This window comes from Rhizobium sp. SVR5-9E (assembly GCF_056755095.1).
Genome location: NZ_JBNDHS010000014.1, coordinates 34,884 through 56,849 on the forward strand (window position 1 = coordinate 34,884; position 21,966 = coordinate 56,849).

Annotated in this window: 22 protein-coding genes; 9 read left to right on the forward strand and 13 right to left on the reverse strand. The window is 61.2% G+C overall.

Annotated features, from left to right (window positions below):
• Position 1 precedes the first annotated feature (1 nt).
• On the reverse strand, positions 2–304 hold the full coding sequence (locus tag ACPYOJ_RS09685; RefSeq protein WP_481416049.1) for a YciI family protein: 303 nt from the start codon (positions 302–304) through the stop codon (positions 2–4).
• A gap of 128 nt (positions 305–432) precedes the next feature.
• Here ACPYOJ_RS09685 and ACPYOJ_RS09690 point away from each other — a divergent pair, with 128 nt between their 5' ends.
• Positions 433–1,338, forward strand: coding sequence for a GGDEF domain-containing protein (locus tag ACPYOJ_RS09690; protein WP_481416050.1), 906 nt, complete (start codon positions 433–435; stop codon positions 1,336–1,338).
• Here ACPYOJ_RS09690 and ACPYOJ_RS09695 read toward each other — a convergent pair.
• Genes ACPYOJ_RS09695 through ACPYOJ_RS09705 form a run of 3 tightly spaced genes read right to left on the reverse strand, consistent with a single transcriptional unit; the run spans position 1,335 to position 4,993 of the window.
• On the reverse strand, positions 1,335–1,961 hold the full coding sequence (locus ACPYOJ_RS09695; RefSeq protein WP_481416051.1) for an aminotransferase class IV family protein: 627 nt from the start codon (positions 1,959–1,961) through the stop codon (positions 1,335–1,337). The two genes, ACPYOJ_RS09690 and ACPYOJ_RS09695, sit on opposite strands and share 4 nt — an antisense overlap.
• The gene (locus tag ACPYOJ_RS09700; RefSeq protein ID WP_481416052.1) at positions 1,958–3,118 is read right to left on the reverse strand and encodes an aminodeoxychorismate synthase component I; all 1,161 of its coding nucleotides are present in this window, start codon (positions 3,116–3,118) and stop codon (positions 1,958–1,960) included. The genes ACPYOJ_RS09695 and ACPYOJ_RS09700 overlap by 4 nt, the downstream gene beginning before the upstream one ends.
• Before the next feature lie 21 nt (positions 3,119–3,139).
• Positions 3,140–4,993 (reverse strand): M3 family oligoendopeptidase, encoded by a 1,854-nt coding sequence (locus tag ACPYOJ_RS09705; RefSeq protein ID WP_481416053.1) that lies wholly within the window; start codon positions 4,991–4,993, stop codon positions 3,140–3,142.
• Between the two features lie 209 nt (positions 4,994–5,202).
• On the opposite strand from ACPYOJ_RS09705, the gene ACPYOJ_RS09710 reads away from it, so the two are divergent.
• Both ACPYOJ_RS09710 and ACPYOJ_RS09715 read left to right on the forward strand, forming a co-directional pair.
• Positions 5,203–6,756 carry a sigma-54-dependent transcriptional regulator gene (locus tag ACPYOJ_RS09710; protein ID WP_481416054.1) on the forward strand — a complete coding sequence of 518 codons (1,554 nt, stop codon included), beginning with the start codon at positions 5,203–5,205 and terminating at the stop codon, positions 6,754–6,756.
• Between the two features lie 180 nt (positions 6,757–6,936).
• The gene (locus ACPYOJ_RS09715) at positions 6,937–8,724 is read left to right on the forward strand and encodes a peptidoglycan L,D-endopeptidase MepK (RefSeq protein WP_481416055.1); all 1,788 of its coding nucleotides are present in this window, start codon (positions 6,937–6,939) and stop codon (positions 8,722–8,724) included.
• Between the two features lie 96 nt (positions 8,725–8,820).
• Here ACPYOJ_RS09715 and ACPYOJ_RS09720 read toward each other — a convergent pair whose 3' ends face one another.
• Positions 8,821–10,638 carry a chloride channel protein gene (locus ACPYOJ_RS09720; RefSeq protein WP_481416056.1) on the reverse strand — a complete coding sequence of 606 codons (1,818 nt, stop codon included), beginning with the start codon at positions 10,636–10,638 and terminating at the stop codon, positions 8,821–8,823.
• Positions 10,639–10,858: 220 nt separating this feature from the next.
• Here ACPYOJ_RS09720 and ACPYOJ_RS09725 point away from each other — a divergent pair, with 220 nt between their 5' ends.
• Positions 10,859–11,290 carry a MarR family winged helix-turn-helix transcriptional regulator gene (locus ACPYOJ_RS09725; RefSeq protein WP_481416057.1) on the forward strand — a complete coding sequence of 144 codons (432 nt, stop codon included), beginning with the start codon at positions 10,859–10,861 and terminating at the stop codon, positions 11,288–11,290.
• A 99-nt stretch (positions 11,291–11,389) separates the two neighbouring features.
• Here the strand turns inward: ACPYOJ_RS09725 and ACPYOJ_RS09730 are convergent, their stop codons facing one another.
• From ACPYOJ_RS09730 to ACPYOJ_RS09740, 3 genes are all read right to left on the reverse strand, one after another.
• The gene (locus tag ACPYOJ_RS09730; RefSeq protein WP_168831497.1) at positions 11,390–11,653 is read right to left on the reverse strand and encodes a DUF2312 domain-containing protein; all 264 of its coding nucleotides are present in this window, start codon (positions 11,651–11,653) and stop codon (positions 11,390–11,392) included.
• Positions 11,654–11,743: 90 nt separating this feature from the next.
• A complete protein-coding gene (locus ACPYOJ_RS09735; RefSeq protein WP_168831498.1) occupies positions 11,744–12,049 on the reverse strand; it encodes a DUF1244 domain-containing protein in 306 nt (101 codons plus the stop codon).
• An 11-nt stretch (positions 12,050–12,060) separates the two neighbouring features.
• The gene (locus ACPYOJ_RS09740) at positions 12,061–12,852 is read right to left on the reverse strand and encodes an N-formylglutamate amidohydrolase (protein WP_481416058.1); all 792 of its coding nucleotides are present in this window, start codon (positions 12,850–12,852) and stop codon (positions 12,061–12,063) included.
• A 214-nt stretch (positions 12,853–13,066) separates the two neighbouring features.
• Between ACPYOJ_RS09740 and ACPYOJ_RS09745 the strand changes: the two genes are divergently transcribed.
• The 3 genes from ACPYOJ_RS09745 to ACPYOJ_RS09755 all read left to right on the forward strand — a co-directional run bounded on the left by ACPYOJ_RS09745 (position 13,067) and on the right by ACPYOJ_RS09755 (position 15,731).
• Positions 13,067–13,537, forward strand: coding sequence for a DUF1036 domain-containing protein (locus ACPYOJ_RS09745; protein ID WP_481416059.1), 471 nt, complete (start codon positions 13,067–13,069; stop codon positions 13,535–13,537).
• On the forward strand, positions 13,537–14,976 hold the full coding sequence (gene pyk, locus ACPYOJ_RS09750; RefSeq protein WP_481416060.1) for a pyruvate kinase: 1,440 nt from the start codon (positions 13,537–13,539) through the stop codon (positions 14,974–14,976). Before ACPYOJ_RS09745 ends, pyk begins: the two co-directional genes overlap by 1 nt.
• Positions 14,977–15,095: 119 nt before the next feature.
• The gene (locus ACPYOJ_RS09755) at positions 15,096–15,731 is read left to right on the forward strand and encodes a LysE family translocator (protein ID WP_481416061.1); all 636 of its coding nucleotides are present in this window, start codon (positions 15,096–15,098) and stop codon (positions 15,729–15,731) included.
• A gap of 44 nt (positions 15,732–15,775) precedes the next feature.
• On the opposite strand, the gene ACPYOJ_RS09760 is transcribed toward ACPYOJ_RS09755, so the two are convergent.
• Entirely contained in the window at positions 15,776–16,720 is a 945-nt protein-coding gene (locus ACPYOJ_RS09760) for a GlxA family transcriptional regulator (RefSeq protein ID WP_481416062.1), read from the reverse strand.
• Positions 16,721–16,840: 120 nt separating this feature from the next.
• On the opposite strand from ACPYOJ_RS09760, the gene ACPYOJ_RS09765 reads away from it, so the two are divergent.
• A complete protein-coding gene (locus ACPYOJ_RS09765) occupies positions 16,841–17,638 on the forward strand; it encodes an SDR family NAD(P)-dependent oxidoreductase (RefSeq protein ID WP_481416063.1) in 798 nt (265 codons plus the stop codon).
• Between the two features lie 51 nt (positions 17,639–17,689).
• Here ACPYOJ_RS09765 and ACPYOJ_RS09770 read toward each other — a convergent pair whose 3' ends face one another.
• Both ACPYOJ_RS09770 and ACPYOJ_RS09775 read right to left on the reverse strand, forming a co-directional pair.
• On the reverse strand, positions 17,690–18,241 hold the full coding sequence (locus ACPYOJ_RS09770) for a DUF4865 family protein (protein ID WP_481416064.1): 552 nt from the start codon (positions 18,239–18,241) through the stop codon (positions 17,690–17,692).
• A complete protein-coding gene (locus ACPYOJ_RS09775; RefSeq protein ID WP_481416065.1) occupies positions 18,238–18,666 on the reverse strand; it encodes a tautomerase family protein in 429 nt (142 codons plus the stop codon). The genes ACPYOJ_RS09770 and ACPYOJ_RS09775 overlap by 4 nt, the downstream gene beginning before the upstream one ends.
• 108 nt (positions 18,667–18,774) lie before the next feature.
• On the opposite strand from ACPYOJ_RS09775, the gene ACPYOJ_RS09780 reads away from it, so the two are divergent.
• Positions 18,775–19,692, forward strand: coding sequence for a LysR substrate-binding domain-containing protein (locus tag ACPYOJ_RS09780; protein ID WP_481416093.1), 918 nt, complete (start codon positions 18,775–18,777; stop codon positions 19,690–19,692).
• A 9-nt stretch (positions 19,693–19,701) separates the two neighbouring features.
• Here ACPYOJ_RS09780 and ACPYOJ_RS09785 read toward each other — a convergent pair whose 3' ends face one another.
• Together ACPYOJ_RS09785 and ACPYOJ_RS09790 are read right to left on the reverse strand one after the other, a co-directional pair.
• Positions 19,702–20,676 (reverse strand): threonine ammonia-lyase, encoded by a 975-nt coding sequence (locus ACPYOJ_RS09785; protein ID WP_481416066.1) that lies wholly within the window; start codon positions 20,674–20,676, stop codon positions 19,702–19,704.
• Positions 20,677–20,746: 70 nt separating this feature from the next.
• A complete protein-coding gene (locus ACPYOJ_RS09790; protein ID WP_481416067.1) occupies positions 20,747–21,811 on the reverse strand; it encodes a helix-turn-helix domain-containing protein in 1,065 nt (354 codons plus the stop codon).
• Positions 21,812–21,966: the final 155 nt, after the last annotated feature.

Sequence of the window (21,966 nt, forward strand, 5' to 3'; positions counted from 1 at the left end):
ATCACTGTGCCTTGATGGAAGAACTCTTCAGGATATCCAGCCCATCAGCCACCGTTGTCACCGCGACTTCCGTGATCTCGTAATTCGCAACGCCGTGCACCGTGAACGGATCGGCGGCGACATAGGCCTCGATCTCGGCACGATTGCCGATCGCGAGGATCACGCCGCCGGTTCGCGGCACCTTGCGTCCCGAGACAAGGAACCAGCCTTTTGCATAGCCCGCCTTGACCCAGGCCATATGCTGTTCCATGTGCTTGTCGGCCTCTTCATTAGGCTTCACGTAGATTAGCGAGAGGATGAACATTGCAAAACCTCCGATGTATCGTTTCGAGCCCGTTGAGATATTCAATCGGAACGCTGCCATCCATCTTCTTTTTATAATTTTGCAGCAGAGTCCCACACGTAGTTACCCAGCACGCCCGGAGCCATCGGATGACCCAGATAACGGAGCGGCTCGCGGAGTTGCAGGAAGAAAGTGCCGTCCTGATCGCGCTGTACGATCAGGATGACCGTTTGCGGTATGCGAACGCGGCCTTTCGTTCGACCTTCGCGCTTGAGCCGAATGAGACCCCTTTGTGGGCCGACCTTATGCGCCGCAACACGAAGGCAGGACGCGGCACGATCATACGTGCCGCCGACTTCGAGATGTGGCTTGTTTCCGCGCAGTCGCGGCGAGGGAAACTGCCGTTTCGCGCTTTCGAGACCGACGTCGTCGACGGCCGCTGGTTCTGGATGACGGAAACAGTGCAGCGGGACGGCTGGATGCTCTGCATCGCAAGCGACATCACGGACATGAAGTCAAGCGAGCGCGACCTCAGGCAGGATCGCGATTTTGCGCTGCGCGCCTCGCAGACCGACGAATTGACCGGTATCTCCAACCGCCGCTTCATGATGGCGGCGCTTGAGAACATGGTTTGTCGCCTCGGGTCGATCGCTTCCGTCAGCGGCTGCGTCTGCATCATCGATCTCGATTTTTTCAAGCGGATCAACGACAGTTACGGCCATCAGGTGGGCGACCAGGTGCTGATCGATTTTGCGCGTCGGGTCCATCCGCTTGTGCGCCGGAGGGATAGTTTCGGCCGCATCGGCGGCGAGGAGTTCATGCTGGTTCTACCGGATACGACATTGGAGCAGGGCAAGGAGATCATCGACCGCATCCTCGAGATGGTGCGCGTTGCTCGCCCTATCCAGGCAACCCCGGATTTCTGCTACACCTGCTCTGCCGGGCTTGCCGAGTTGCGGCCGGGCGATACAGCGGAGGAACTCTACGCCCGCGCCGACGAAGCGCTTTACCTCGCGAAGGTCAGCGGCCGGGACCGGCTGAAGATCGCGGCTTAGAGAACAAGCCTTGCCGGGATGAGGCCTCGGAGCGAGTTTCCGACATAGATCCGGCCGTTCACCAGATCGCTCACCGCGATGCGGCCGACGCGGGCTTTGCGCTCGCAGATCAGCTCGGTACGCAGCACGCCGGCGAGCAGGCCGCAGGAGATCGGTGGTGTGCGAAGCACCCCGGAACCGTCGTCAAGGAAGACCGAGGTGATCGTGCCTTCGCAAACCTCGCCGCGTTCGTTCAGCATCAGCATTTCGTCGGCCTGCAGCGGCGTGTATTCGGCGCGCGCGTCATCGTAAACGGCGCGGCGGGTCGTCTTGATCCGCAGCAGTTTGTCGGCGCTGTCGAGGCGGGTTGCAGCAATACGGACGGTCCAAACCGTACCCGGCGCGAGCCGCGCGAAGGGGGCAGCCGTGACTTCGATCCGGCCACGAGCATCGAAGGTTAGCCGGACGCGCAAAGCGCCGGTCGCGCCCTCGATTGCTTCATTGAGCTCGTCGAGCGCATGTCGCGGCGCAGGAAAGCCGATGCGGCGGGCGGAGCGGTTCAATCGGGCAAGGTGCAACCGGAGGCGGACAAAGCCGGTGTCAGGTTCCCATCGCAGTGTCTCGATCAACGAGAAGTCGCTCATCGGGCGATCTCCTGATCGCCGATCGCGAAGCGCGCCTTGAGCAGGCACTCCTCATATTCTGCTTCGGCGGTGGAATCGAAGACGATGCCGCCCCCGACATTGAAGATCGCCTTGCCGCCTTCAAAGAGGCTGATGGTGCGGATCGCAACGGAAAAGCGCATGGCCCCGGTCGGGGAAATCATGCCGATCGCCCCGCAATAAGCGTCGCGCGGCGCGTCCTCGAGTTCCTGCAGGATATGCATTGCGCTCATCTTCGGCGCGCCGGTGATCGAGCCGCAGGGAAAGAGGGCGGCGAAGATGTCGCGGATGGAAAGGCCAGGCAGAAGCTTCGCCTGCACATGACTCACCATCTGATGCACGGTCGGATAGGTCTCGATCTCGAAGAGCTTCGGAACATCGAGCGTACCGACTTCGGTGATGCGCGAGATGTCGTTCCGAAGCAGGTCGACGATCATCCGGTTTTCTGCCTGGGTCTTCATATCCGCCCGCATCGCCGCGATGATAGCTGCATCTTCGGCCGCGTCGGCGCCGCGTTTGGCGGTGCCCTTCATCGGATGCGTCTCGATCCAGCCTTGCTCGTCCGTCCGGAAGAAGAGCTCGGGAGAGCGGGACAGGATGATAGGACCGCCGAGATCGACGAACGCTCCGTATTTTACGGGCTGGCGTTCGATCAGCGACCAGAAAGCCGCGCACGGATCGCCGTTCCAACTGGCTTCGACCGGCATTGTCAGGTTTGCCTGATAGCAGTCGCCCTGGCGCAGATGCCAATGCAGGCGGTCGAAGCGCTCTTTATATACAGGGAACGCCCACCCGGCTTTCGGCGCAGCCAGGAATTCCTCGTTTTCGAGGCGCTGTTTGGGCTGCGCAAGCGGATGGCCATCCGCCTGCGGCGCGTCGAAGATGCCGAAGCAGAGCAGCGGCGTCTGGCGGCCGTCTTCCGCAAAGCCGGCCAGCTTTTCCTCGAAGAGATAGCCGGCCTCGTAGGACATGTAGCCTGCCAGCCACTTTCCCTGCGCTCTCGCCGCTTCCATCCGCGCCAGAGCCGGGAAGAACTCGGCGCGGCTGCGTGCGATGATGATCTCCGCCGGATCGGCGAAAAGCATCACTTGTCCGGTCGTATCATCCCGGAAAAGGACAAAGCGTTCAGTTTCGGCCATCGGTGCCTTTTGATTGGAAGCTCAGGCTCTATCAAGCGCTTCCAATTCGTCGATCAGCCCTTCGATCATCGACAGCCCCTTGCTCCAGAACGACGGATCGGTGGCGTCCAGGCCGAAAGGCTTCAGGAGTTCGGAGTGGTGCTTCGTCCCGCCGGCCCTCAGCATCTCGAAATACTTCTCCTGGAAGCCCTTATCGGCCTTTTGATAAACGGCATAGAGCGAGTTCACCAGGCAGTCGCCGAAAGCATAGGCGTAGACATAGAAGGGCGAGTGGATGAAGTGGGGGATATACGCCCAGTAGGTCTCATACCCTTCCGAGATCCTGATCGCGGGCCCGAGACTTTCCGACTGGACGGAGAGCCACAGTTCGCCGATGTCTTCTGCGGTCAGTTCGCCGGCCTTGCGTGCCGTATGGACCTCGCGCTCGAATTCGTAGAAGGCGATCTGGCGCACGACCGTGTTGATCATGTCTTCGACCTTCTGGGCGAGCATCGCCTTGCGCTCACGCTTGTCGGTGGTCTTGTCGAGCAGTGCGCGGAAAGTCAGCATCTCGCCGAAGACGGAGGCGGTTTCGGCGAGCGTCAGTGGCGTCTGGCACATGAGCGCGCCCTGTTCGCCGGCAAGCACCTGATGTACGCCATGACCAAGTTCGTGGGCGAGCGTCATCACGTCGCGCGGCTTGCCGAGATAGTTGACGAGCACGTAGGGATGCGCCGACGGAACCGTCGGGTGCGCGAAGGCGCCGGGCGCCTTGCCAGGACGGACCGGCGCGTCGATCCACTGTTCGTCGAAGAAGCGGCTGGCGATCGCAGCCATCTCCGGCGCGAAATTGCCGTAGGCCGAGAGCACGGTCTCTTTCGCCTCGGTCCAGGAAATTACCGCGTTGGAGGTTTCCGGCAACGGCGCATTGCGGTCCCAGAAATTCATCTGGTCCATTCCGAGCCACTTTGCCTTCATCTTGTAATAGCGGTGCGAAAGGCGGGGATAGGCCTGCTTGACGGCAGCCGCCAGCGCATCCACCACCTCGCGTTCGACGCGGTTCGCCAGATGACGGCTGTCGGCGATGTCCTCGAAGCCACGCCAGCGATCGGAGATATCCTTGTCCTTGGCGAGCGTATTGGTGATCAGCGTAAACGTGCGGATATTCGCCTTGAAAGTTTCGGCGAGCGCCACCGCTGCCTTGCGGCGGGCTTCCGGATCCTTGTCCTGCAGCAAATTGAGGGCCACTTCGAGCGGCACTTTTTCGCCGTCGATGTCGTAGCGAAGCTCCGCCATCGTTTCGTCAAAGAGGCGATTGAACGCAGCCGCACTCGTCATCGACTTTTCGAGGAAGAGCTGTTCCAGCTTGTCTTCCAGTTGGTAGGGCTTGTCCTTGCGCAGGTCGATCAGCCAGGGACGGTAGTGGCCGGCATCGGGGTCATTCGCCATGCAGGCGTCCATCACCGCGTCGTCGATCCGGTTCAGCTCCAGCGCGAAGAAAAGAAGATGGCCGGAGAATTCGGTGATTTTTGCCTGGACATCGCCGTAAAGCTTGCCGTTCACGGGATTGCTCGTATCGGAGAAATAGGTGAGGCCCGCGAACGAGCCGAGGCGGCCGATAAGGTCATCCAGCTGCTCATATTCCTTCAGCGCCTGGCCAATACCTTCAGCGCCTTTTTTACTCGCTGCATCCGCTAGCTTGCCCTTCCATTTTTCCTCGAAGGCGATGGCGTGTTTGCCTGCCTTTTCCATGTCGCTGGTGAAAGCGGTAGAGGTGGCGGAGGGGTAGAGATCCTGCAGTTTCCAGACGGGAAGGTCGCCAAGCGCTGGATCTGCCGCGGCCGAGCCAGCTGTTGCCGAAAAATTAAGACCGGCACCGGGGAGCATGAGATTCATGGGCTTGGTTCCTCTTCCTCATTTCGAACAGGTCTGACTGTCTAAGCTCCGGAAGGCTCCGCTTCAAGGGGCTTTCGGGGGGCAGAAGGCCCCGCTTCGATACGGATTCGGGGTCGCCACAATCGTTAAAATGCAATTATTTCTCAAAACTGGATGTTCAAGCCTTTCTGCCAGAGTGCCTCACAGGTTTCGCATGAAGTGAGGCGACAATGACCGGTCATAATGAGCTCAAGGGTGCAGGGCAGATTCTGTTGGTCGAAGACGACCCGGTGCAACGCCGCCTGCTAAAAAATGCAGTCGAGCGCCACGGGCATGTCGTCCATCAGGCTGAAAACGGCCGGATCGGTCTTGAGATGGTGAAGCGGGACGGCGGCCTCTTCAACGTCATCATTCTCGACCTCATGATGCCGGAAATGACCGGGCTGGAATTCCTCGAAGCCCTCAATGAACTCGGCACACATATTCCCGTGGTCGTGCAGACCGGGCAGGGCGGCATCGAGACGGTGGTGCAGGCCATGCGTGCCGGCGCCTTCGATTTCGTGGTTAAACCGGTTTCGCCCGAGCGGATCGCGAATTGCATTGCTAACGCGATGAAGCTCGACCAGCGCGAAGTGAAAGCCCGTTCGGGCCGCCGTTCACGCTCTGGCGCCGTCGGCTTCGACGACATCGTTTCGGCGAGCCCGGCGATGATCCGGGTCATCGATCTGGCGCAGCGTGCCGCGCAATCGAACATTCCGGTCGTGCTTGAAGGTGAGTCGGGCGTCGGCAAGGAGCTCGTGGCCCGCGCCGTCCAGTCCGGCGGTGACCGTTCAAACAAGCCTTTTGTGACGGTGAATTGCGGTGCCATTCCGCACAATCTCGTCGAGAGCATTCTCTTCGGCCACGAAAAGGGTGCCTTCACCGGCGCGACCGAGCGCCACATCGGCAAGTTCATGGAAGCCGATGGCGGAACGATCTTCCTTGACGAGATCGGAGATCTGCCGCTCGAGGTGCAGGTCAAGCTGTTGCGTGCCGTGCAGCAGGGCGAAATCGAAACGGTCGGCGCGCGTACGGCGCACAAGGTCAACGTCCGCCTCATTTCGGCGACGAACAAGGATCTGATCGAGGAAGTGAAAAACGGCCACTTCCGCGAAGACCTCTATTACCGCCTGAACGTCTTCCCGATCACCATTCCGGCGCTGCGCAAGCGCAAGGAGGACATCCCGCATCTGGTGCGCGTCTTTGCCGACCGCTTCTCGTCCGAGCAGAAGAACGGGCAGCGGATGACGGTCAGTCCCGGTGCCTTGGCACTGCTGACGGCTTATGACTGGCCGGGCAACATCCGCCAGCTCGAAAATGCGATCTTTCGCGCCGTCGTGCTTGCCGAGGGGCATGAACTCACCGAAGCGGACTTTCCGCAAATTGCCGCGCAGCTGCCGCAATATGACGTGGTGGATCATCTGGCGCTGGTCGCGGACAATACGCATCGTGAGCACGAAGCGGAATTTGCGGCAGGCGAATATCACGTTCCGCCGATGTATGGCGGTGAGTCGTCCGCGCGTCACAACGAGGTGCCGGAAAACGCGATTGCAAGCGTCAGTGCCGCCGGCGACGTACGCAAGCTTGCCGATGTCGAGGAGGAATTGATTCGATTCGCCCTTAAATTCTACCGGGGCCAGATGAGTCAAGTGGCCAGAAAACTCGGTATCGGGCGGTCAACGCTTTACAGAAAACTCAAGGATTACGGGATCGACCCCGACAATCCGCAAAAAGATGCGGCATAGCAGGCGCTTGATTAATAATCCGGCAAGCATGTCTTGTTACCTGTCATAAACCTCTTGTTAGTCCATTGTTGACTATGTAAAGAAAAGGTTGAACGCGTGTGGCATTTTTGCCATGGTGTGACCGCATTTGAAAGACATTGGGACAGCCGGGGCACTGGGGCAGTCTGACGAGGATTTGGTTTGCCGGATTTGAATGAGAATTCCAAGCCTTGGCGCTTGAGCTGGCGTACGCTGTACGCCGACATTGGCGGAAAGGCGGTTAGGACGGCAATGGCTGCCCTTCTCGCACTTGCGGTTTCCTCACCGGTATTCGTTGGCACACCATCTGAGGCAGCGGGCGAAACGCGCAGCCTGAAACTCTATTTCATCCACACCGGCGAAAAGGCTGTCATCACCTACAAGCGCAACGGCAGGTTCGACCCGAAGGGTCTCGAGCAGTTGAACCGGTTTCTCCGCGACTGGCGAAAGAATCAGCCGACGAAGATGGACCCCCGCCTTTTTGATCTCATCTGGGAAGTCTACCGCCAGAGCGGTTCCAGGGACTATATCAACGTCGTCTGCGGTTTCCGTTCACCCGGGACAAATGCGATGCTCAAGGCGCGTTCGCGCAATTCCGGTGTCGCCGAGAAGAGCCAGCATATGCTCGGCAAGGCGATGGACTTCTTCATTCCGGACGTCAAGCTTGCCAAGTTGCGCGCGATCGGCATGAAAATGCAGGTCGGCGGCGTTGGCTTCTATCCGAAGTCCGGTTCGCCCTTCGTGCATATGGATGTCGGCGGCGTTCGCGCCTGGCCGCGCATGACCCGGCAAGAGCTGGTTCAGCTTTTTCCCAATGGCAACACCATCCACATCCCGGCTGACGGTAAGCCCTTGCCGGGCTACCAGCAGGCGATGGCCGACTACAAGCGCCGCGTGAGCACCGATCAGCTCGTTGCAGCCGTCGGCGGCGATACGGAGACGCGGAAGCCGAAGACATTGTTCGCCGCACTCTTTGGCGGTGGCGCAGACGATGAAGAGGATAGCGCGGAGGATTCGGCTCCGGTCGCTGTGGCCAGGGCAACGCCGCCGAAGGCGGAGGCGCCTGCTGCCGAGGTTGAAGCCCAGCCCACCGAGGTTGCCGCTGTGAATGCGCCGGTGCCGCAGGTTCGTCCTGCCTTTGCCGGTCAGCTTGCCGGCGGCGAAGTTGCGAATGCTCTTGTTCCGCCGAATTCCGGCAATAGCGCCGAGCAGGCCCTAGCGGCGGCGACGGAGCAGCAAGGCGAGCCGCAGCAATTTGCCGATCTCAGCAGCTATCACATTCCGGTTCCATCACTGCTTGGTCCTCGCAACGCCCCGGGTGATGCGGAGGTGGCCTCCAACGATCCCGCGGTTGCTATCCCGAGCGACCGTCCTGCCCTTGCCGAATCGGATGCGAATGCAGCCGTAGCCGGTCAGCTCTCTCCGGCCGTCGCGCAGGCGCTTGATCAGGAGAATGCTGCAGCCAAGCAGGTTGCTGCCCTTGCGCCAGCAACCATCGAGCAGGCGATCAAGGCAGCAATGCCGGCGACCAAGCCGGCCGAGAAGGCGCCGGTTCAGCTTGCGGCTCTTGCTCCTGTCAAATCCGCAAGCTTCGGCGACATCTTCGATCCCCCGCATGTCTCCCAGAATGGCGATGCCGCCGGCATTGCGACCAAGGGCGGACGCCCGACGAAGGCTGCCGCGGCCGCTGCCGAGGCAAGCCGGGCGACAGTCCGCACCGAGCCGAAGCTCACTCAGAAGATCATCTCGCAGTGGGCGCTGACCAATTCACGCATGGAGATGGTCACGAAGCCGGTCAAGGCACCTCGCTTCGTCAGCCAGACGCTCCGGGCCCAGCCGACGGCGGTCTATGCCGAGGGCTTCACCGTCAATACTGCTTCCGTCGATCCGGCCCGCTTCAGCGGCTCCGCCGTCAACTTCATGGAAGTGCGCAAGTTCGAGACGAACTGAGCGGATCACTCAGAACGAACTACAAAACCGCCGGAGTGATCCGGCGGTTTTCGTTTACACAGGCTGTGACCTTCAGCGGTTTCTCGTCATCTCCTGTTACCGGGTTTGACCGGCCTTCATCGGCCTAGGCCCCAAGTAAGGGCGCCTCTCGGATTCGTCGGAGCGCAGCGCGCTTCTCAGCCGCAGCAGATCCTTGCGCGCAATCAAACCGATGAGCTTGCCCGTTTCCCTCTCGACGATCGGAATCCGGCCGGCATCGCTCGCCAGCATCAGATCCGCGATGAAACCGACAGTGTCGTCGATATGCCCGACGGGAAGCGAAGCGTCAGAAATCCGCTCGGACAAGGTCTCCTTGCCGAGTGTTCCGTCGCGCTCCCAGGTCAGGGCGTCCGCACGCGAGACCATGCCGACCAAGGTTCCGTCCGCTTCGACGACCGGGTAGATGCGATGGGTCTTGGCGCCGGATGAAAAGAAATCGCAGGCCTCGCCGACGGTCAGGGATGCCGGAAGGCTATCGACCTCCTGGATCATGATGTCGCCGGCGCGGGTGAGCTCGAACGGATCGATCCCGTATTCACGGGTGATGTGCTGGCCGCGTCTTGCGATCTTCTCGGTCAGGATAGAGCGACGAAGGAGCAGGACCGTGACGGCATAGGCAACGACGGTCGCCGCGAGCAGGGGAATGAGGGTGCTGACATCACCGGTGATCTCCACGGCAAAGAATGTTCCGGTCAGCGGGGCGCGCATTGTTCCACCCATCATCGCGGCCATGCCGAGCAATGCCCAGAAGCCCGGTTCGCCCGGAAAGGCAAGACCCACCAGCCAGCCGAGCGCGCCGCCCAGAATGAGGAGCGGCGCGAGCACGCCGCCGGATGTTCCGGAAGACAGGGCCACCAGCCAGATGCCCGCCTTTACCAGGAGGATCGCGATGACGGCCTTTGCCACGATGTGGCTTGCCAGAAGATCCGAGATGATGTCGTAGCCGACGCCGAGCGCGCGGGGCTCGATCAGGCCGCCCAACCCGACGACGAGACCACCGAGGGCGGGCCACCACATCCAATGGATGGGCAGTTTCTCGAAGGCGTCCTCGATCTTGTAGAGCAGGGTCGTCAGCAATCCGGATTGCAGGCCGGAGACGATCCCCATTGCCGCACATAGAAAGATTCCCCACCAGGGCAACGCCACCTGGAAATGCGTCGGGAACAGAGGGCCGGCGCCAAAAAGGAACGGGCGCCAGGAAATGGAGACGCAGGCGGCGACGGCAACGGGAATGAAGCTGCGCGGCTTCCATTCGAACAGCAGCAGCTCGACGGCCAGCATGACGGCGGCAATGGGAGAGCCGAAGATCGCCGTCATGCCCGCGGCGGCGCCGGCAACGAGCAGCGTCTTGCGTTCGGCGGAACTCATGTGGAAGAACTGCGCGAAGAGCGATCCGATCGCGCCGCCCGTCATGATAATGGGACCTTCCGCACCGAAGGGGCCGCCGGTGCCGATGGAGATCGCCGACGACAGCGGCTTCAGGACCGCAACCTTGGGCGACATACGGCTTCCGCCGATCAGAATCGCTTCGATCGCCTCCGGAATACCGTGTCCCCTGATCTTTTCCGAACCGAAGCGCGCCATCAAGCCGATGACAAGACCGCCGAGGACGGGTGCGGCGACCATCCAGGCCGAGCGCGGCAGGTCGACGAAACTCGGCGCCACAATGCTCATATGGCCGAACCAGACGACATTCGTCACGAGGGCAATGAGGCTGACCAATACCCATGCTGCGAAAGCGCCGCCCGTTCCAACGATTACTGCCATGCCCACCAGAAGCAGGACGCGGCGGTCCGTGGTGAAATCGCCGGCCTCCCGGCGGGACAGGCCCCCGGTGAAGTCGCGGGCTTTTGACGGTCGGTTAAGTTCGATCATGGTGGTCCACCTGCAAAAAAAAGTGTCAGCGGCGGCAGTCGATATATCGTATCACGATATAAATCAACAACGACGGCGAAGAATATCGGAGACCGCCGCAGAGAGGAGGCAGGCGTCGATCGGTGCGGCTTCGGCCGCGCTCGATTCCGTCGCATCTTGCAGGATCAATGCGAGTTGGCGCAGATAGATGCATGCACCGATCAAAGACGAAAGCCGGGGAATGACGAAGCGACCGAAAGTCCAACTCACTCAAGCCGACTACGAAGCCCTTGCGGCCTTGCGATACGCACTCCGCAAGTTCATGGATTTCAGTACCTCGGCCGCGCAGGAAGAGGGACTGCCACCGCAGCAGCATCAGGCGCTGCTGGCGATCAAGGGCCTGCCTGAAGGCGAGGTCATGACCGTCGGCATGCTGGCAGAGCGGCTACTTATCGCCCCGCATACCGCGACCGAACTCGTCGGTCGCCTCATTGCCTCTGCCTACGTGCAGCGCGAGACGGATTCCGAAGACAGGCGGCGACAGACGCTGAAGCTTACGCGAAAGGCCGAGGACATCCTGCTGCGGCTCAGCGCAATCCATCTGCACGAGGTGCGGGAAATGGCGCCGCGACTGATCGAAATCCTGTCGCGCCTGCGAGATGACGGACGGTAGTTGTCCCGCGAACCTGCGTGGGCTGGTGAAAGGGCGCCCTTCCAAAAGAAAAGCCGCCGAAAATCGGCGGCTTTCGAAAAGCTGGAATATGGCCGGTGCTCAGGCTTCTGGCGGGGACTCGATCATGCCGAGTGCGTGCAGGTAGGTATCGAGGATCGCATCCTCTTCCATTCGCTCCTGCTCGTCCTTCTTGCGAAGAGCAACAACCTTCTTCAGGATTTTCGTATCGAAGCCCATGCCCTTGGCTTCGCCATAGACGTCCTTGATGTCGTCGGCGATGGTCTTCTTTTCTTCTTCCAGGCGTTCAATACGCTCGACAAACGCGCGAAGCTGGTCGCGGGCGACGCCATGTGCATCAGACATCGTGTTCTCCTGATTTCCGGATGATCGATTGGGATGCACGTGACTGCCGCGAAGCAGCGTCATGGTCAAGCCGCTTTGCTGTTCGCAGGCCTATTTGTGCGGATTGTTCAGCTCAAAAGCGGCCTTTTGCACAGGCGAAGCCTCGTTCTGGTGGAGGTTCTTCCAATCTTCGTACGGCATGCCGTAGACGATCTCGCGCGATTCGTCCTTGGTCAGCGGCACGCCCTCGGCTTCGGCGGCTTCACGATACCAGTTCGAAAGGCAGTTGCGGCAGAAGCCGCCGAGATTCATCAGGTCGATGTTCTGAACGTCGGTGCGTTCGCGCAGATGCTGCACAAGCCGGCGGAAGGCGGCTGCCTCGAATTCTGTCTGCTGTTCCTTGCTGAGTGCGGTCATTTCGCTCTCCTTCATTCGTAAGGGCCGGTGCGCGACACATGCACATTATAGTCGTGCAGCGCCGGATCGGCATTCATGGCCTCGAAGATCGGAGCCAGGCGTTCGGCCCACTTGGAAATGCCGGCCTCGCTTCCAATCAGATCCTGACGAACCTCAAGCAGGGCATGCGGTATGCCGGTCAGCATGCAATGCCGGTACATCGTGTCGCCCTTCAGTGCGCCGTCATAAGGTTCGTTATCGCCAACAATCAGATCGGGATCGCGCCTCAGCATGTCAAGCAGCGGGGCGACGGCGCGGTGATCGGTGTCCCAGAGGACGGCAGCGTGCCAAGGCCGCGGAATGCCTTTCCAGGCATTCGTATAGGAATGCAGCGACAGCACGAGCGGCGCCCGGCTGGTGGCATTGGCCACCTTGTCGATCGTTTTGGACACCGCGTCATGATAGGGCCGGTGGAACGTCTCGACGCGGTAGTTCCATTCCTCGCTGGTGATGGGATGATTGCCTGGAATAATCGCGCCGTCGGAAATCTTCATGATCAGCGTAGGATCATCTTCACCGCGATTTGGGTCGATCAGAAGCCGCGAAAAGCCGCTGAGAACGGCCGGAACGCCGAGTTTGGCGGAAAGCTTTCGCACCAGGCCTTCTATGCCGATGTCATAGGCGATATGGCGGGAAAAGGCGGCTTCGGGAAGCCCGAGGCTGCCGTAACGTTCAGGCAGGCGATTCATGGCGTGATCGCCGAGGATCACCATGCCGCTGTCATGATTCCCGGGTAGTATTTCAAAAGCATTGAAGTGATTCATTCGTGAATTGCCGATCGTCATGTGGCGCTCGCGCCACTGATCGCACGCGCCCGCGGCAGGTTCAAGCGGGATGCGCTGCAGCCTGGGCAAGTCACCGTTCACGAGCAGGTTATGAAGGAATATAATCGATTAGCATCGCGTTGACATTCGTTCCATGGCGGCGCAAGAAGGCACGGACAACGAATAACCTGGGAGCCATTCGGAAGCCGTGTTGATGCAAGCCGCACCAAGTTTCCTCACCCGGTCCGGGCCGCTTGCCCGTTTCGCCTTGTTTTCACTCGCTGCCTTCTCGCCATTCTTTCTTGCCGATAGTGCGCACGCAGACTTCCGCGTATGCAACGGCACGCAGAACCTGGTGGGCGTCGCGATCGGATACCGTGGCAAGGACGGGTGGGTCACGGAAGGCTGGTGGCAGGTCCCGGCAACGACTTGCGCGACGCTGATCGAAGGAGAATTGCAGTCACGCTATTACTATCTCTACGCTGAGGACGCCGCCCGGGGAGGCCGATGGACGGGTGATGTGCAGATGTGCGTAGCGGAGAACGAGTTTAAGATCACGGGCGTGCAGGACTGCTATGCCCGCGGTTATCAGAAGATGGGATTCAAGGAGTATGACACCGGCCGCCAAGGCAGCTGGATGGTCCAACTCTCCGACACTCCCGGTACGCAGGAAAGCGCAAATTAATGAAGCGTAATCGAAAAGTAAAAATCCTGGCGACGCTCGGCCCGGCGTCCAGTGAAGAAGCGGTGATAGAAAAGCTCCACCAGGCCGGTGCTGACGTATTCCGTATCAACATGAGCCACGCCAGCCATGATGTGATGCGAATGCTGATCAGCCGTATCCGCGCCGTCGAGGCCCGCTCCGGCCGCCCGATCGGCATCCTGGCTGACCTGCAGGGCCCGAAGCTTCGCGTCGGCAAGTTCGCCGATACCAAGGTCGATCTGAAGCCCGGCCAGACCTTCACCCTCGACAACAGTGACGCCCCCGGCGACGCAACCCGCGTCTTTCTGCCGCATCCGGAAATCCTGGAAGCGGTCAAGCCCGGCGATCGCCTGCTGATCGACGACGGCAAGCTCGCCTTGCGCGCCGAAAAGTGTGACGGCAAGAGCATCGTCACGACGGTTATTTCCGGCACCAAGATTTCGGACCGCAAGGGCATCAGCCTGCCCGACACGCTGCTTGGCGTCGGTGTTCTGACCGATAAGGATCGCGTCGATCTCGATGCCGTTCTGGCGACCGACGACGTCGACTGGGTCGCGCTCTCCTTCGTCCAGCGCCCGGAAGACCTCGCGGAAGTCCGCAAGATCGCCAGAGGCCGGGTCGGCCTGATGTCGAAGATCGAGAAGCCGCAGGCCATCGAGCGCATCGAAGAGATCATCGAACTCTCGGACGCATTGATGGTCGCCCGTGGCGATCTCGGCGTCGAAATGCCGCTCGAGTCCGTTCCGGGTATCCAGAAGCAGCTGATCCGCGCCTGCCGCCGTTCCGGCAAGCCGGTCGTCGTCGCAACCCAGATGCTGGAATCGATGATCTCTTCTCCGGTGCCGACACGCGCCGAGGTATCGGACGTTGCGACCGCCGTCTTCGAAGGTGCGGACGCGGTCATGCTTTCGGCTGAGTCCGCCTCGGGCGCCTATCCGGTCGAAGCCGTTTCGACGATGGCGTCGATCGCCAGCGCCATTGAGCGCGAGCCGCATTATCCCGGCATCATCTACGCCCAGCGCGCCCAGCCGGAGGCAACTGGCGCCGATGCGATTTCGCTCGCCGCCCGCCAGATCGCCGAGACGCTGAAGCTTTCTGCGATCGTCTGCTACACCTCGTCCGGTACCACCGGCCTGCGCGCCTCGCGCGAGCGTCCGCAGGTGCCCGTCCTTGCCCTTTCGCCGATCATCAAGACGGCTCGCCGTCTGGCGATCGTCTGGGGCCTGCACTGCGTCGTCACGCATGACGCGACGGATCTCGACGACATGGTCAACCGGGCCTGCCGCATCGTCGCTGGCGAGGGCTTCGGCAAGCCAGGCGACCGCATCATCATTTCTGCCGGCGTGCCGCTTGGAACGCCGGGCGCGACCAATATGCTCCGCATCGCCTATATTGGTTCGGACGGCCAGAGCGGCATCTGATCCGGTTGAGTGAATGAATAAGAGCCCGCTGCTTCCGAGGCGGCGGGCGTTTTGTTTTTCGGCTTGCTCGCAGTCTCGGCAAATGCAAGCTTCCGATATCCGAGCGTTGGGAGGCACTCATGGATATCATTACCCTTCTGGCTTTCGCTGCCGTTTCCTTCGTTGGTATCGCGACGCCGGGTCCGACCGTGCTTCTCGCGCTGACCAATGGCTCCCGCTATGGTACGCGCCGGGCTATCGCCGGCATGGCGGGCGCCGTGCTTTCGGACTTCGTGCTAATCGGCGCTGTGGCGATCGGTCTCGGCGCGTTGCTGGCAGCCTCCGAATTCTGGTTTTCCGTGCTGAAATATGCGGGCGCGGCCTATCTTGCCTTTCTGGGTATCATGATGCTGCGCTCGAAGGGAAGCATCGATACGGCGGAACAAGCGGAGAGCGCCGTCGGCACTGCCTCTGCCCTCGCGATTGCGACGAGAAGTTTCATGGTCGCGGTGACGAACCCCAAGGGTTATCTCTTCTTCTCGGCCTTCCTGCCGCAGTTCATCGATCCAACGCTACCGCAGCCGGCTCAATATGCGGTGCTCGCAGCCGTCTTCGCCTCGCTCGATTTCGTGATCATGTTCGGATATGCAGCTTTCGGGTCTCAGGCCGTCCGCCTGCTCAAGAGTTCCGGCGCCATGTGGCTCGACCGGATAAGCGGTGGTGCAATGCTCGCCCTTGCCGGATCGCTGGCGCTCTACCGGCGGGCGGCCACCTGATCCAGGGTGCGGATTTTACGCAGCAGCGGGCAATAGAGCGTGCGTTAGGCAGTGAACTCTCGTAGTGCATTGCGGCGGATTGCCTGCGGCGGCTGGCCGAAGGCGCGCAGGAAGGCTCGGCGCATGCGCTCGCGGTCGGCGAAGCCTGTTTCGGCGGCGACGACATCGATCGGATGCCGCCCCTGTTCCATCATCAGCCGTGCAGCCTCAAGACGCAGGTTCTCCACCGCCTTTGCTGGCGACTGTCCAGTCTCGGCCCGAAACGTCCGGCTGAACTGGCGCGGGCTCAGATGTGCCGCGTCGGCCAGCTCCTCGACGGAAAGCGTATTCTTCAGGTTGCTGCGCGCATGCGCAAGCGCCTTCTGGATGCGGTCCGATTTAGGCTCCAGTTCCAACAGCGCTGAGAACTGCGATTGGCCGCCGGCGCGGCGATGATAAACGACGAGTTTGCGGGCAACGGCGCGGGCGACATCTGCGCCGTGATCCTTCTCGACCATGGCAAGCGCCAGATCGACGCCGGCCGTCATGCCTGCGGAACTCCACACGGAGCCGTCGATGATGAAGATGCGGTCTTCCTCGATCTTGATCTTCGGGTAGCGCGATTGCAGTTCACGGGCGAGAAGCCAATGCGTCGTGGCGCTGCGACCATCCAGAACTCCTGCCTCGGCCAGCAGGAAAGCGCCGGTGCAGATCGATGCGACGCGCCGGGAGGCGGCAAGGGCGTTGCGGATGAAGTCACTCTCCTTTGGGCTCGGCAGTTGGATGCCGACGGCTCCCGACACCAGCAGCGTATCGAAGGCCGGATCATCGAAGCGGCTGGTCTCGATCGTGACGCCAAACGAGCCCTGCACCGGTCCGCCGGTCTCCGAGAGGTAGGCGATGTCGTAAACCTGTTCGTCGAGTTCGAGGTTGGTGAACTCGAAGGCGGAGATTGCGGCTAGGCTCATCATCTGGAAGCCCGGGAAAAGCAGGACGGCAATACGCTGCATGGCTCGAAACTCCGTTTGTCCTAAAAGGTGGTCTATATGACATTCAAGACATCGGCAATCGAGCGTATGACTCCCTTCAAGCGAACAGCAGGTGCTGTTGCGCAACATGGAGAAAAGACAATGACCGATCAGCACAAGGGCACGGCCCTCGTTACAGGCGCATCGTCAGGTATCGGTGCGATCTATGCCCACCGGCTCGCAAAGCGTGGCTACGACCTCATTCTTGTCGCCCGCAACGCCGAGCGCCTTTCGGAACTCGCGACGAAGCTGACCAGGGAAACGGGCAGGACGGTCGAAACGCTCCCCGCCGATCTCGGCAGCAAGGCCGATCTCGCACGCGTCGAGCACGTGCTGAAGTCGGACCAAAGTATTACAATGCTCGTCAACAATGCAGGCTTCGGCGGCACCGCACCGCTGCTTGCCTCCGATGCGAACAAGATGCAGGCGATGGTCGATCTCAATGTCACGGCGCTGATGCGGTTGACCTATGCCGCCGTGCCCGGGTTTGTGGCCCGCGGCGGCGGCGCGATCATCAACATCGCATCGATCGTCGCGATCGCGCCGGAGATCCTGAACGGTGTCTATGGGGCCAGCAAGGCATTCGTTCTCGCCTTCAGCCAGTCGCTGAAGCACGAGTTGGCGGACAAGAACATCCGCGTCCAGGCGGTGCTGCCGGGAGCGACCGCGACCGAATTCTGGAGTATTGCCGGCACGCCGGTCGAGCATCTGCCGACAGAAATCGTCATGCCGGCGGAAGACATGGTGGACGCGGCTCTTGCCGGTTTCGACCAGGGCGAGTTTGCAACGATCCCGGCACTCGAAGACGCCGGGTTGCTGAAGGCCTACGAGGATGCGCGCCAGGCGCTGATGCCGAACCTGTCACGGTCCGCGCCTGCGGCACGTTACAAGGCAGCGTAGGTCTGACCACGGCGCGAATAGGCGAGGTGCGCGAGCGCGCCTCCTCCCGATCTATGGCAGGGACACGTGGCCGACGCGATAGATCTGGTCGTCGTTGGCGATCAGCGGCATGTCGCGATAGAGTGTGAAGCGTACAAGGCTCCAGCCGAACGGCTCGAAGGCGGATATCGACGCCAGCGCGCCGCCTCGGGCTGCTGTTTCTGCATTTGATCGCGCGTCTTCCTCCTTGCGGATCTCGGCAAGCGGTGCATAGGGCGGGATCGGTAGGACGTTGCGGCTCGCAAACCTCGCGGCCTTTAGGTCTGTCACTACGGCACTCCACACGATCCAGTGTCTTACCTGGGGCCAGCCGAACGTCTGCGCCAGAGCCTCGAAGCCGGGGCCAGTCAGGAAATCGCTGGCACCCTCCGGCTGCTCCCAAACATAGAATGGTGCATAGAGGTTTTCCCGGCTGCCGAACTCGCCCTTGCGGGCGCTGAGATAAGCCTTGAACCGCAAGTTCGGGAACGCGTCGAGCATTGGCCCCTTGTCACGAATCCGGCGATCGATGATCGCCATGTCGTAGTCTGAGGGCAGCGTGAAACTGTATTGCATCGCGATCATCGGGACGTCTCCAAAGGCTGGAAGGCGCGACGTTCCCAGCCCGGTACGGTCATCTGCGCCTCGCCGTCGCCGAACGACCATTCGTCCGGTGACGTGGTCGTCACGACGATCATGACGTCTTTCGGCCTGAGTCCCGGCGACTGTTCAAGCAGATCCACCGCGCATTTGAAGAAGGCCTTCCGGGTTTTCGTCGAACGCGGCTTTCCCGCAGTGATGGCGATGAGCGTGAAATCATCCGAGCGAGGGCCGGTGAGATAATGTCGGTCGAAGATCAACTCACCTGGCTCATGCTGATGAATGATCTGAAAACGGTCATTGGGCGGAACATTGAACGTTTCGACCATGGCGCGATGGATGCTGTCGGAAAGCGCACGGAGATAATCCGGCGATTTGCCTTTCAGGAGTGAGATTCGAACGAAGGGCATGGCTGCCTCCTAGTCGCAAGTTCTTGACAGGAGGAGCATCGCACGACACGATTATGCATAAAATCAGAATTTTATGAACTGACCATCCAGAAAAACGGGATTATGGCGGTGCCCAAAACGATCTTCGATCTCGACGTGCTGCGAACCTTCTCGACCGGAATGGAACTTGGCAATTTCGCCAAGGCGGCAGATCGGCTTGGGCGCTCTACATCGGCAGTCAGCGCGCAGCTCAAGAAGCTGGAAGAACAGGCGGGCACGCCGATTTTCCGCAAGGCTGGTCGCGGCCTGGCGCTGACGGAAGCCGGCGAGACGATGCTCGCCTATGCACGGAGGCTGCTCGAACTCAATGACGAAGCGGCCGCGGCGGTCCACGGCGTCGAGCTGGAAGGCTGGGTACGGCTTGGTCTGCAGGAGGATTTTGGTGAAAACCTGCTTCCGGATGTTCTCGGCCGATTCGCTCGCGCGCATCCGAAGGTGCGGATCGAGGCACGCGTTGCTCGCAACACGGAGCTGCTCGAGCGGGTGACGAGCGGGAAGCTCGACCTGGCGCTGGCCTGGAGCGATGGGACTGTGACGGCGCATTGCGAGCGCATTGGCGATCTTCCCATGCGCTGGATCGGGCCTGCTTCAGGGAAGCTGGACTGGCATGCCGCAAGCGAAGAACCCCTGCCACTTGCCGCACTCGAGGCACCCTGCCTCCTGCGAACCGCTGCCACGAACGCATTGGACAAGGCCCATATTCCCTGGCGGCTTGCCTTTGTCAGTCCCAGCCTTGGCGGGTTGTGGGCTGCAACGGCGGCGGGGCTCGGCGCGACAATCCGCACGCCGATCGGTCTGCCCTCGAAGGTCAGTCCGTTGATGGCTTCGATGGCGGCGTTGCCGGAACTGCCGATGCTCGGCCTCGTGCTTCATCGCGCCGAAGCGGAGCCCGGCCCGGCGACGTCGCGGCTTGCCTCCATCATGCTGCAGGCGGTGCGCGAGGCGATCTCCGATCTGATGCCGCGGCAGATACCGGAAAATGCCTAGGCCGCGTCCTCAGCCGTATTTCTCGAGAACACCGGTAAAGATGTGCGAGTCGACGTTGCCGCCGGATGTCACGGCGATGACGCTGTCGCTTTCGAGCGCGTCGCCATGGAAGAGCGCGGCAGCGAGAGCGACCGCGCCGCCGGGTTCGACGACGATCTTCAGCCGCTTGAATGCGAGCGCCATTGCCCTCAGCGCCTCCTCGTCGGTGACGACGATGCCCGCGCCCGCAAGCCGCTGCAGGATCGGGAACGTGATCTTGCCGGGCTCCGGTGTTACGATCGCATCGCAGATCGAACCTGTCATTGCCGCGTTGCGCACGATCTTGCCGACGGCCAGCGAACGCGTGGTATCGTCAAAGTCTTTCGGTTCGCAGGGCCGCACGGTGAAGCCCGGGGCACTTGCTTCGAGCGCCAGCGCGATGCCGGAACTCAGCCCGCCGCCGCCGCAGGGAACGAGGACCTCGGCCGACTTCACGCCTTCTTCCTCCGCCTGTTCGGCAATCTCAAGCCCGGTCGTGCCCTGACCGGCGATCACCAGCGGTTCATCGAAAGGCCTGATCAGGGTCAGTCCGCGCTCGGCCGAAAGCCTGGCGCCGATCGCATCGCGATCCTCTTTTGCACGGTCGTAGAGCACCACCTCGGCACCCAGTGCACGGGTGTTGTCGATCTTAAGAACCGGCGCATCGGATGGCATGATGATGACCGAGGGCACGCCATGCAGCTTCGCGGCAAGTGCGACGCCCTGTGCGTGGTTGCCGGATGAAAAGGCAATGACGCCTTTCTCGCGAACCGCAGGATCGAGACCGGAGACGGCTGACCAGCCGCCGCGGAACTTGAACGACCCTGTATGCTGCAGACATTCCGCCTTCACGAAGACACGCCGTCCGGCAATCTCGTCAAGGAATGGAGAGGAGAGAAGCGGGGTGCGCCGTGCGTGACCCCGGAGACGGGCGCGAGCGGCGACGATCATTTCAATGCTGGCCATTATGAGCTCTTTCGGCTGATGCTTCGCACATGCATAGGATGCCTGCGACAACTTGTGAACGCAGATTTTGTCACGGTGACACAAATGCCGGCGCCTTTGCGGGAGCAGGGACTTCCGAACCGAGGCCACGCCGCCGGAACTCGGTCGGGCTTGTGCCAGTCACGCGCAGGAACTCGCGATTGAAGTTCGACTTGCTGATAAAGCCGGAATCGAACATCACACGCGTGACCGGTTCATCCGTCTTGATAAGTAGATCGCATGCCGAGCGGATGCGGAACTCGTTGACATATTGCGACACGCTCATGCCATGGATGCGGTTGACGGCGATAGAAACGCGACGGGCGGGCAGGCTCATCTTTCGCGCGATGCGGCTGAGATTGAGTTCGGCATCGCGATAGATCTCGCGGGATTGCATCAGCGCATCGAGGGAGGCTGCGACCGCGCCATCTTCTTCCGTCGGCATCAGCGGAACGGCGGGCGTCTCAAGGCTCTGCTCGTCAACCGGTTGGCCACCGCTCGCAATGGACGCAGCGCCTCCAAGAATGAGAAGCGCGATGACATTGCCGAGAGCGACGATGGCGCCGGCATGAGTGCCGCCGCTGCGGTCGAAATCCAGGCTGATCACAATGTCGCTGAACCCAGACACAATCAGCGCTGCGGCGGTGATGAGAAGCGAACGGTAGGAAAGCAGCGCGCCATCCAGCCGCGAGGCGATCAGTTCATCAGGGCCATGGCGCGCGAGCCAGAGCAGGGCGGCTCCATAACCAAGAAAGATGAGGATCAGAACAAGTCCCATCGGCTCACGCCAGAGCACCAGCAGGCTGGCGACCAGCATCGCCGGAAGCGCATGCGGCCACATCCGCGCAAGTGACGGCGGTCCTTCCAAAGTCAAGCTCCGGAAGCTGACCCAGGCAAGCGCTGCGATTATCGCCGCCAGAATGGCTTGTGCCGGGATGATCGCGGGAACGTCGTAGCCCCAGCGAACTCCGATCAGCACGGATTGCAGCGCATAGATGCCGATGAGAAGGAGGAAAGGGCGCTTCTCGGGGGCGCTCCAGCGCTCCTGCCGCAGCATGCGGGCGAGCACGATGAAGAGCAGCAGGGCGACCACGAAGGGAAGCGGGACGAAGATCATGAGGCGGCATCCGGATGCGACGGTTCGATATCAGCAAGAGAATGGCCTCGATCGCAATTGCGGGCGACCCGGATCACGATTGAGGTCTCAATAAAGGAGGCGGGGCATCACCTTGGTCAGGCCGGTCGCTTCGACGGCGCCATCAAGGAGAAAGC

Bases quoted from the DNA above. Each gene is read 5' to 3' on its own strand.
- ACPYOJ_RS09685 (WP_481416049.1), bottom strand. From the start codon at position 304: ATGTTCATCCTCTCGCTAATCTACGTGAAGCCTAATGAAGAGGCCGAC.
- ACPYOJ_RS09690 (WP_481416050.1), top strand. From the start codon at position 433: ATGACCCAGATAACGGAGCGGCTCGCGGAGTTGCAGGAAGAAAGTGCC.
- ACPYOJ_RS09695 (WP_481416051.1), bottom strand. From the start codon at position 1,961: ATGAGCGACTTCTCGTTGATCGAGACACTGCGATGGGAACCTGACACC.
- ACPYOJ_RS09700 (WP_481416052.1), bottom strand. From the start codon at position 3,118: ATGGCCGAAACTGAACGCTTTGTCCTTTTCCGGGATGATACGACCGGA.
- ACPYOJ_RS09705 (WP_481416053.1), bottom strand. From the start codon at position 4,993: ATGAATCTCATGCTCCCCGGTGCCGGTCTTAATTTTTCGGCAACAGCT.
- ACPYOJ_RS09710 (WP_481416054.1), top strand. From the start codon at position 5,203: ATGACCGGTCATAATGAGCTCAAGGGTGCAGGGCAGATTCTGTTGGTC.
- ACPYOJ_RS09720 (WP_481416056.1), bottom strand. From the start codon at position 10,638: ATGATCGAACTTAACCGACCGTCAAAAGCCCGCGACTTCACCGGGGGC.
- ACPYOJ_RS09725 (WP_481416057.1), top strand. From the start codon at position 10,859: ATGACGAAGCGACCGAAAGTCCAACTCACTCAAGCCGACTACGAAGCC.
- ACPYOJ_RS09730 (WP_168831497.1), bottom strand. From the start codon at position 11,653: ATGTCTGATGCACATGGCGTCGCCCGCGACCAGCTTCGCGCGTTTGTC.
- ACPYOJ_RS09735 (WP_168831498.1), bottom strand. From the start codon at position 12,049: ATGACCGCACTCAGCAAGGAACAGCAGACAGAATTCGAGGCAGCCGCC.
- ACPYOJ_RS09740 (WP_481416058.1), bottom strand. From the start codon at position 12,852: ATGAATCACTTCAATGCTTTTGAAATACTACCCGGGAATCATGACAGC.
- ACPYOJ_RS09745 (WP_481416059.1), top strand. From the start codon at position 13,067: ATGCAAGCCGCACCAAGTTTCCTCACCCGGTCCGGGCCGCTTGCCCGT.
- pyk (WP_481416060.1), top strand. From the start codon at position 13,537: ATGAAGCGTAATCGAAAAGTAAAAATCCTGGCGACGCTCGGCCCGGCG.
- ACPYOJ_RS09755 (WP_481416061.1), top strand. From the start codon at position 15,096: ATGGATATCATTACCCTTCTGGCTTTCGCTGCCGTTTCCTTCGTTGGT.
- ACPYOJ_RS09760 (WP_481416062.1), bottom strand. From the start codon at position 16,720: ATGCAGCGTATTGCCGTCCTGCTTTTCCCGGGCTTCCAGATGATGAGC.
- ACPYOJ_RS09765 (WP_481416063.1), top strand. From the start codon at position 16,841: ATGACCGATCAGCACAAGGGCACGGCCCTCGTTACAGGCGCATCGTCA.
- ACPYOJ_RS09770 (WP_481416064.1), bottom strand. From the start codon at position 18,241: ATGATCGCGATGCAATACAGTTTCACGCTGCCCTCAGACTACGACATG.
- ACPYOJ_RS09775 (WP_481416065.1), bottom strand. From the start codon at position 18,666: ATGCCCTTCGTTCGAATCTCACTCCTGAAAGGCAAATCGCCGGATTAT.
- ACPYOJ_RS09785 (WP_481416066.1), bottom strand. From the start codon at position 20,676: ATGGCCAGCATTGAAATGATCGTCGCCGCTCGCGCCCGTCTCCGGGGT.
- ACPYOJ_RS09790 (WP_481416067.1), bottom strand. From the start codon at position 21,811: ATGATCTTCGTCCCGCTTCCCTTCGTGGTCGCCCTGCTGCTCTTCATC.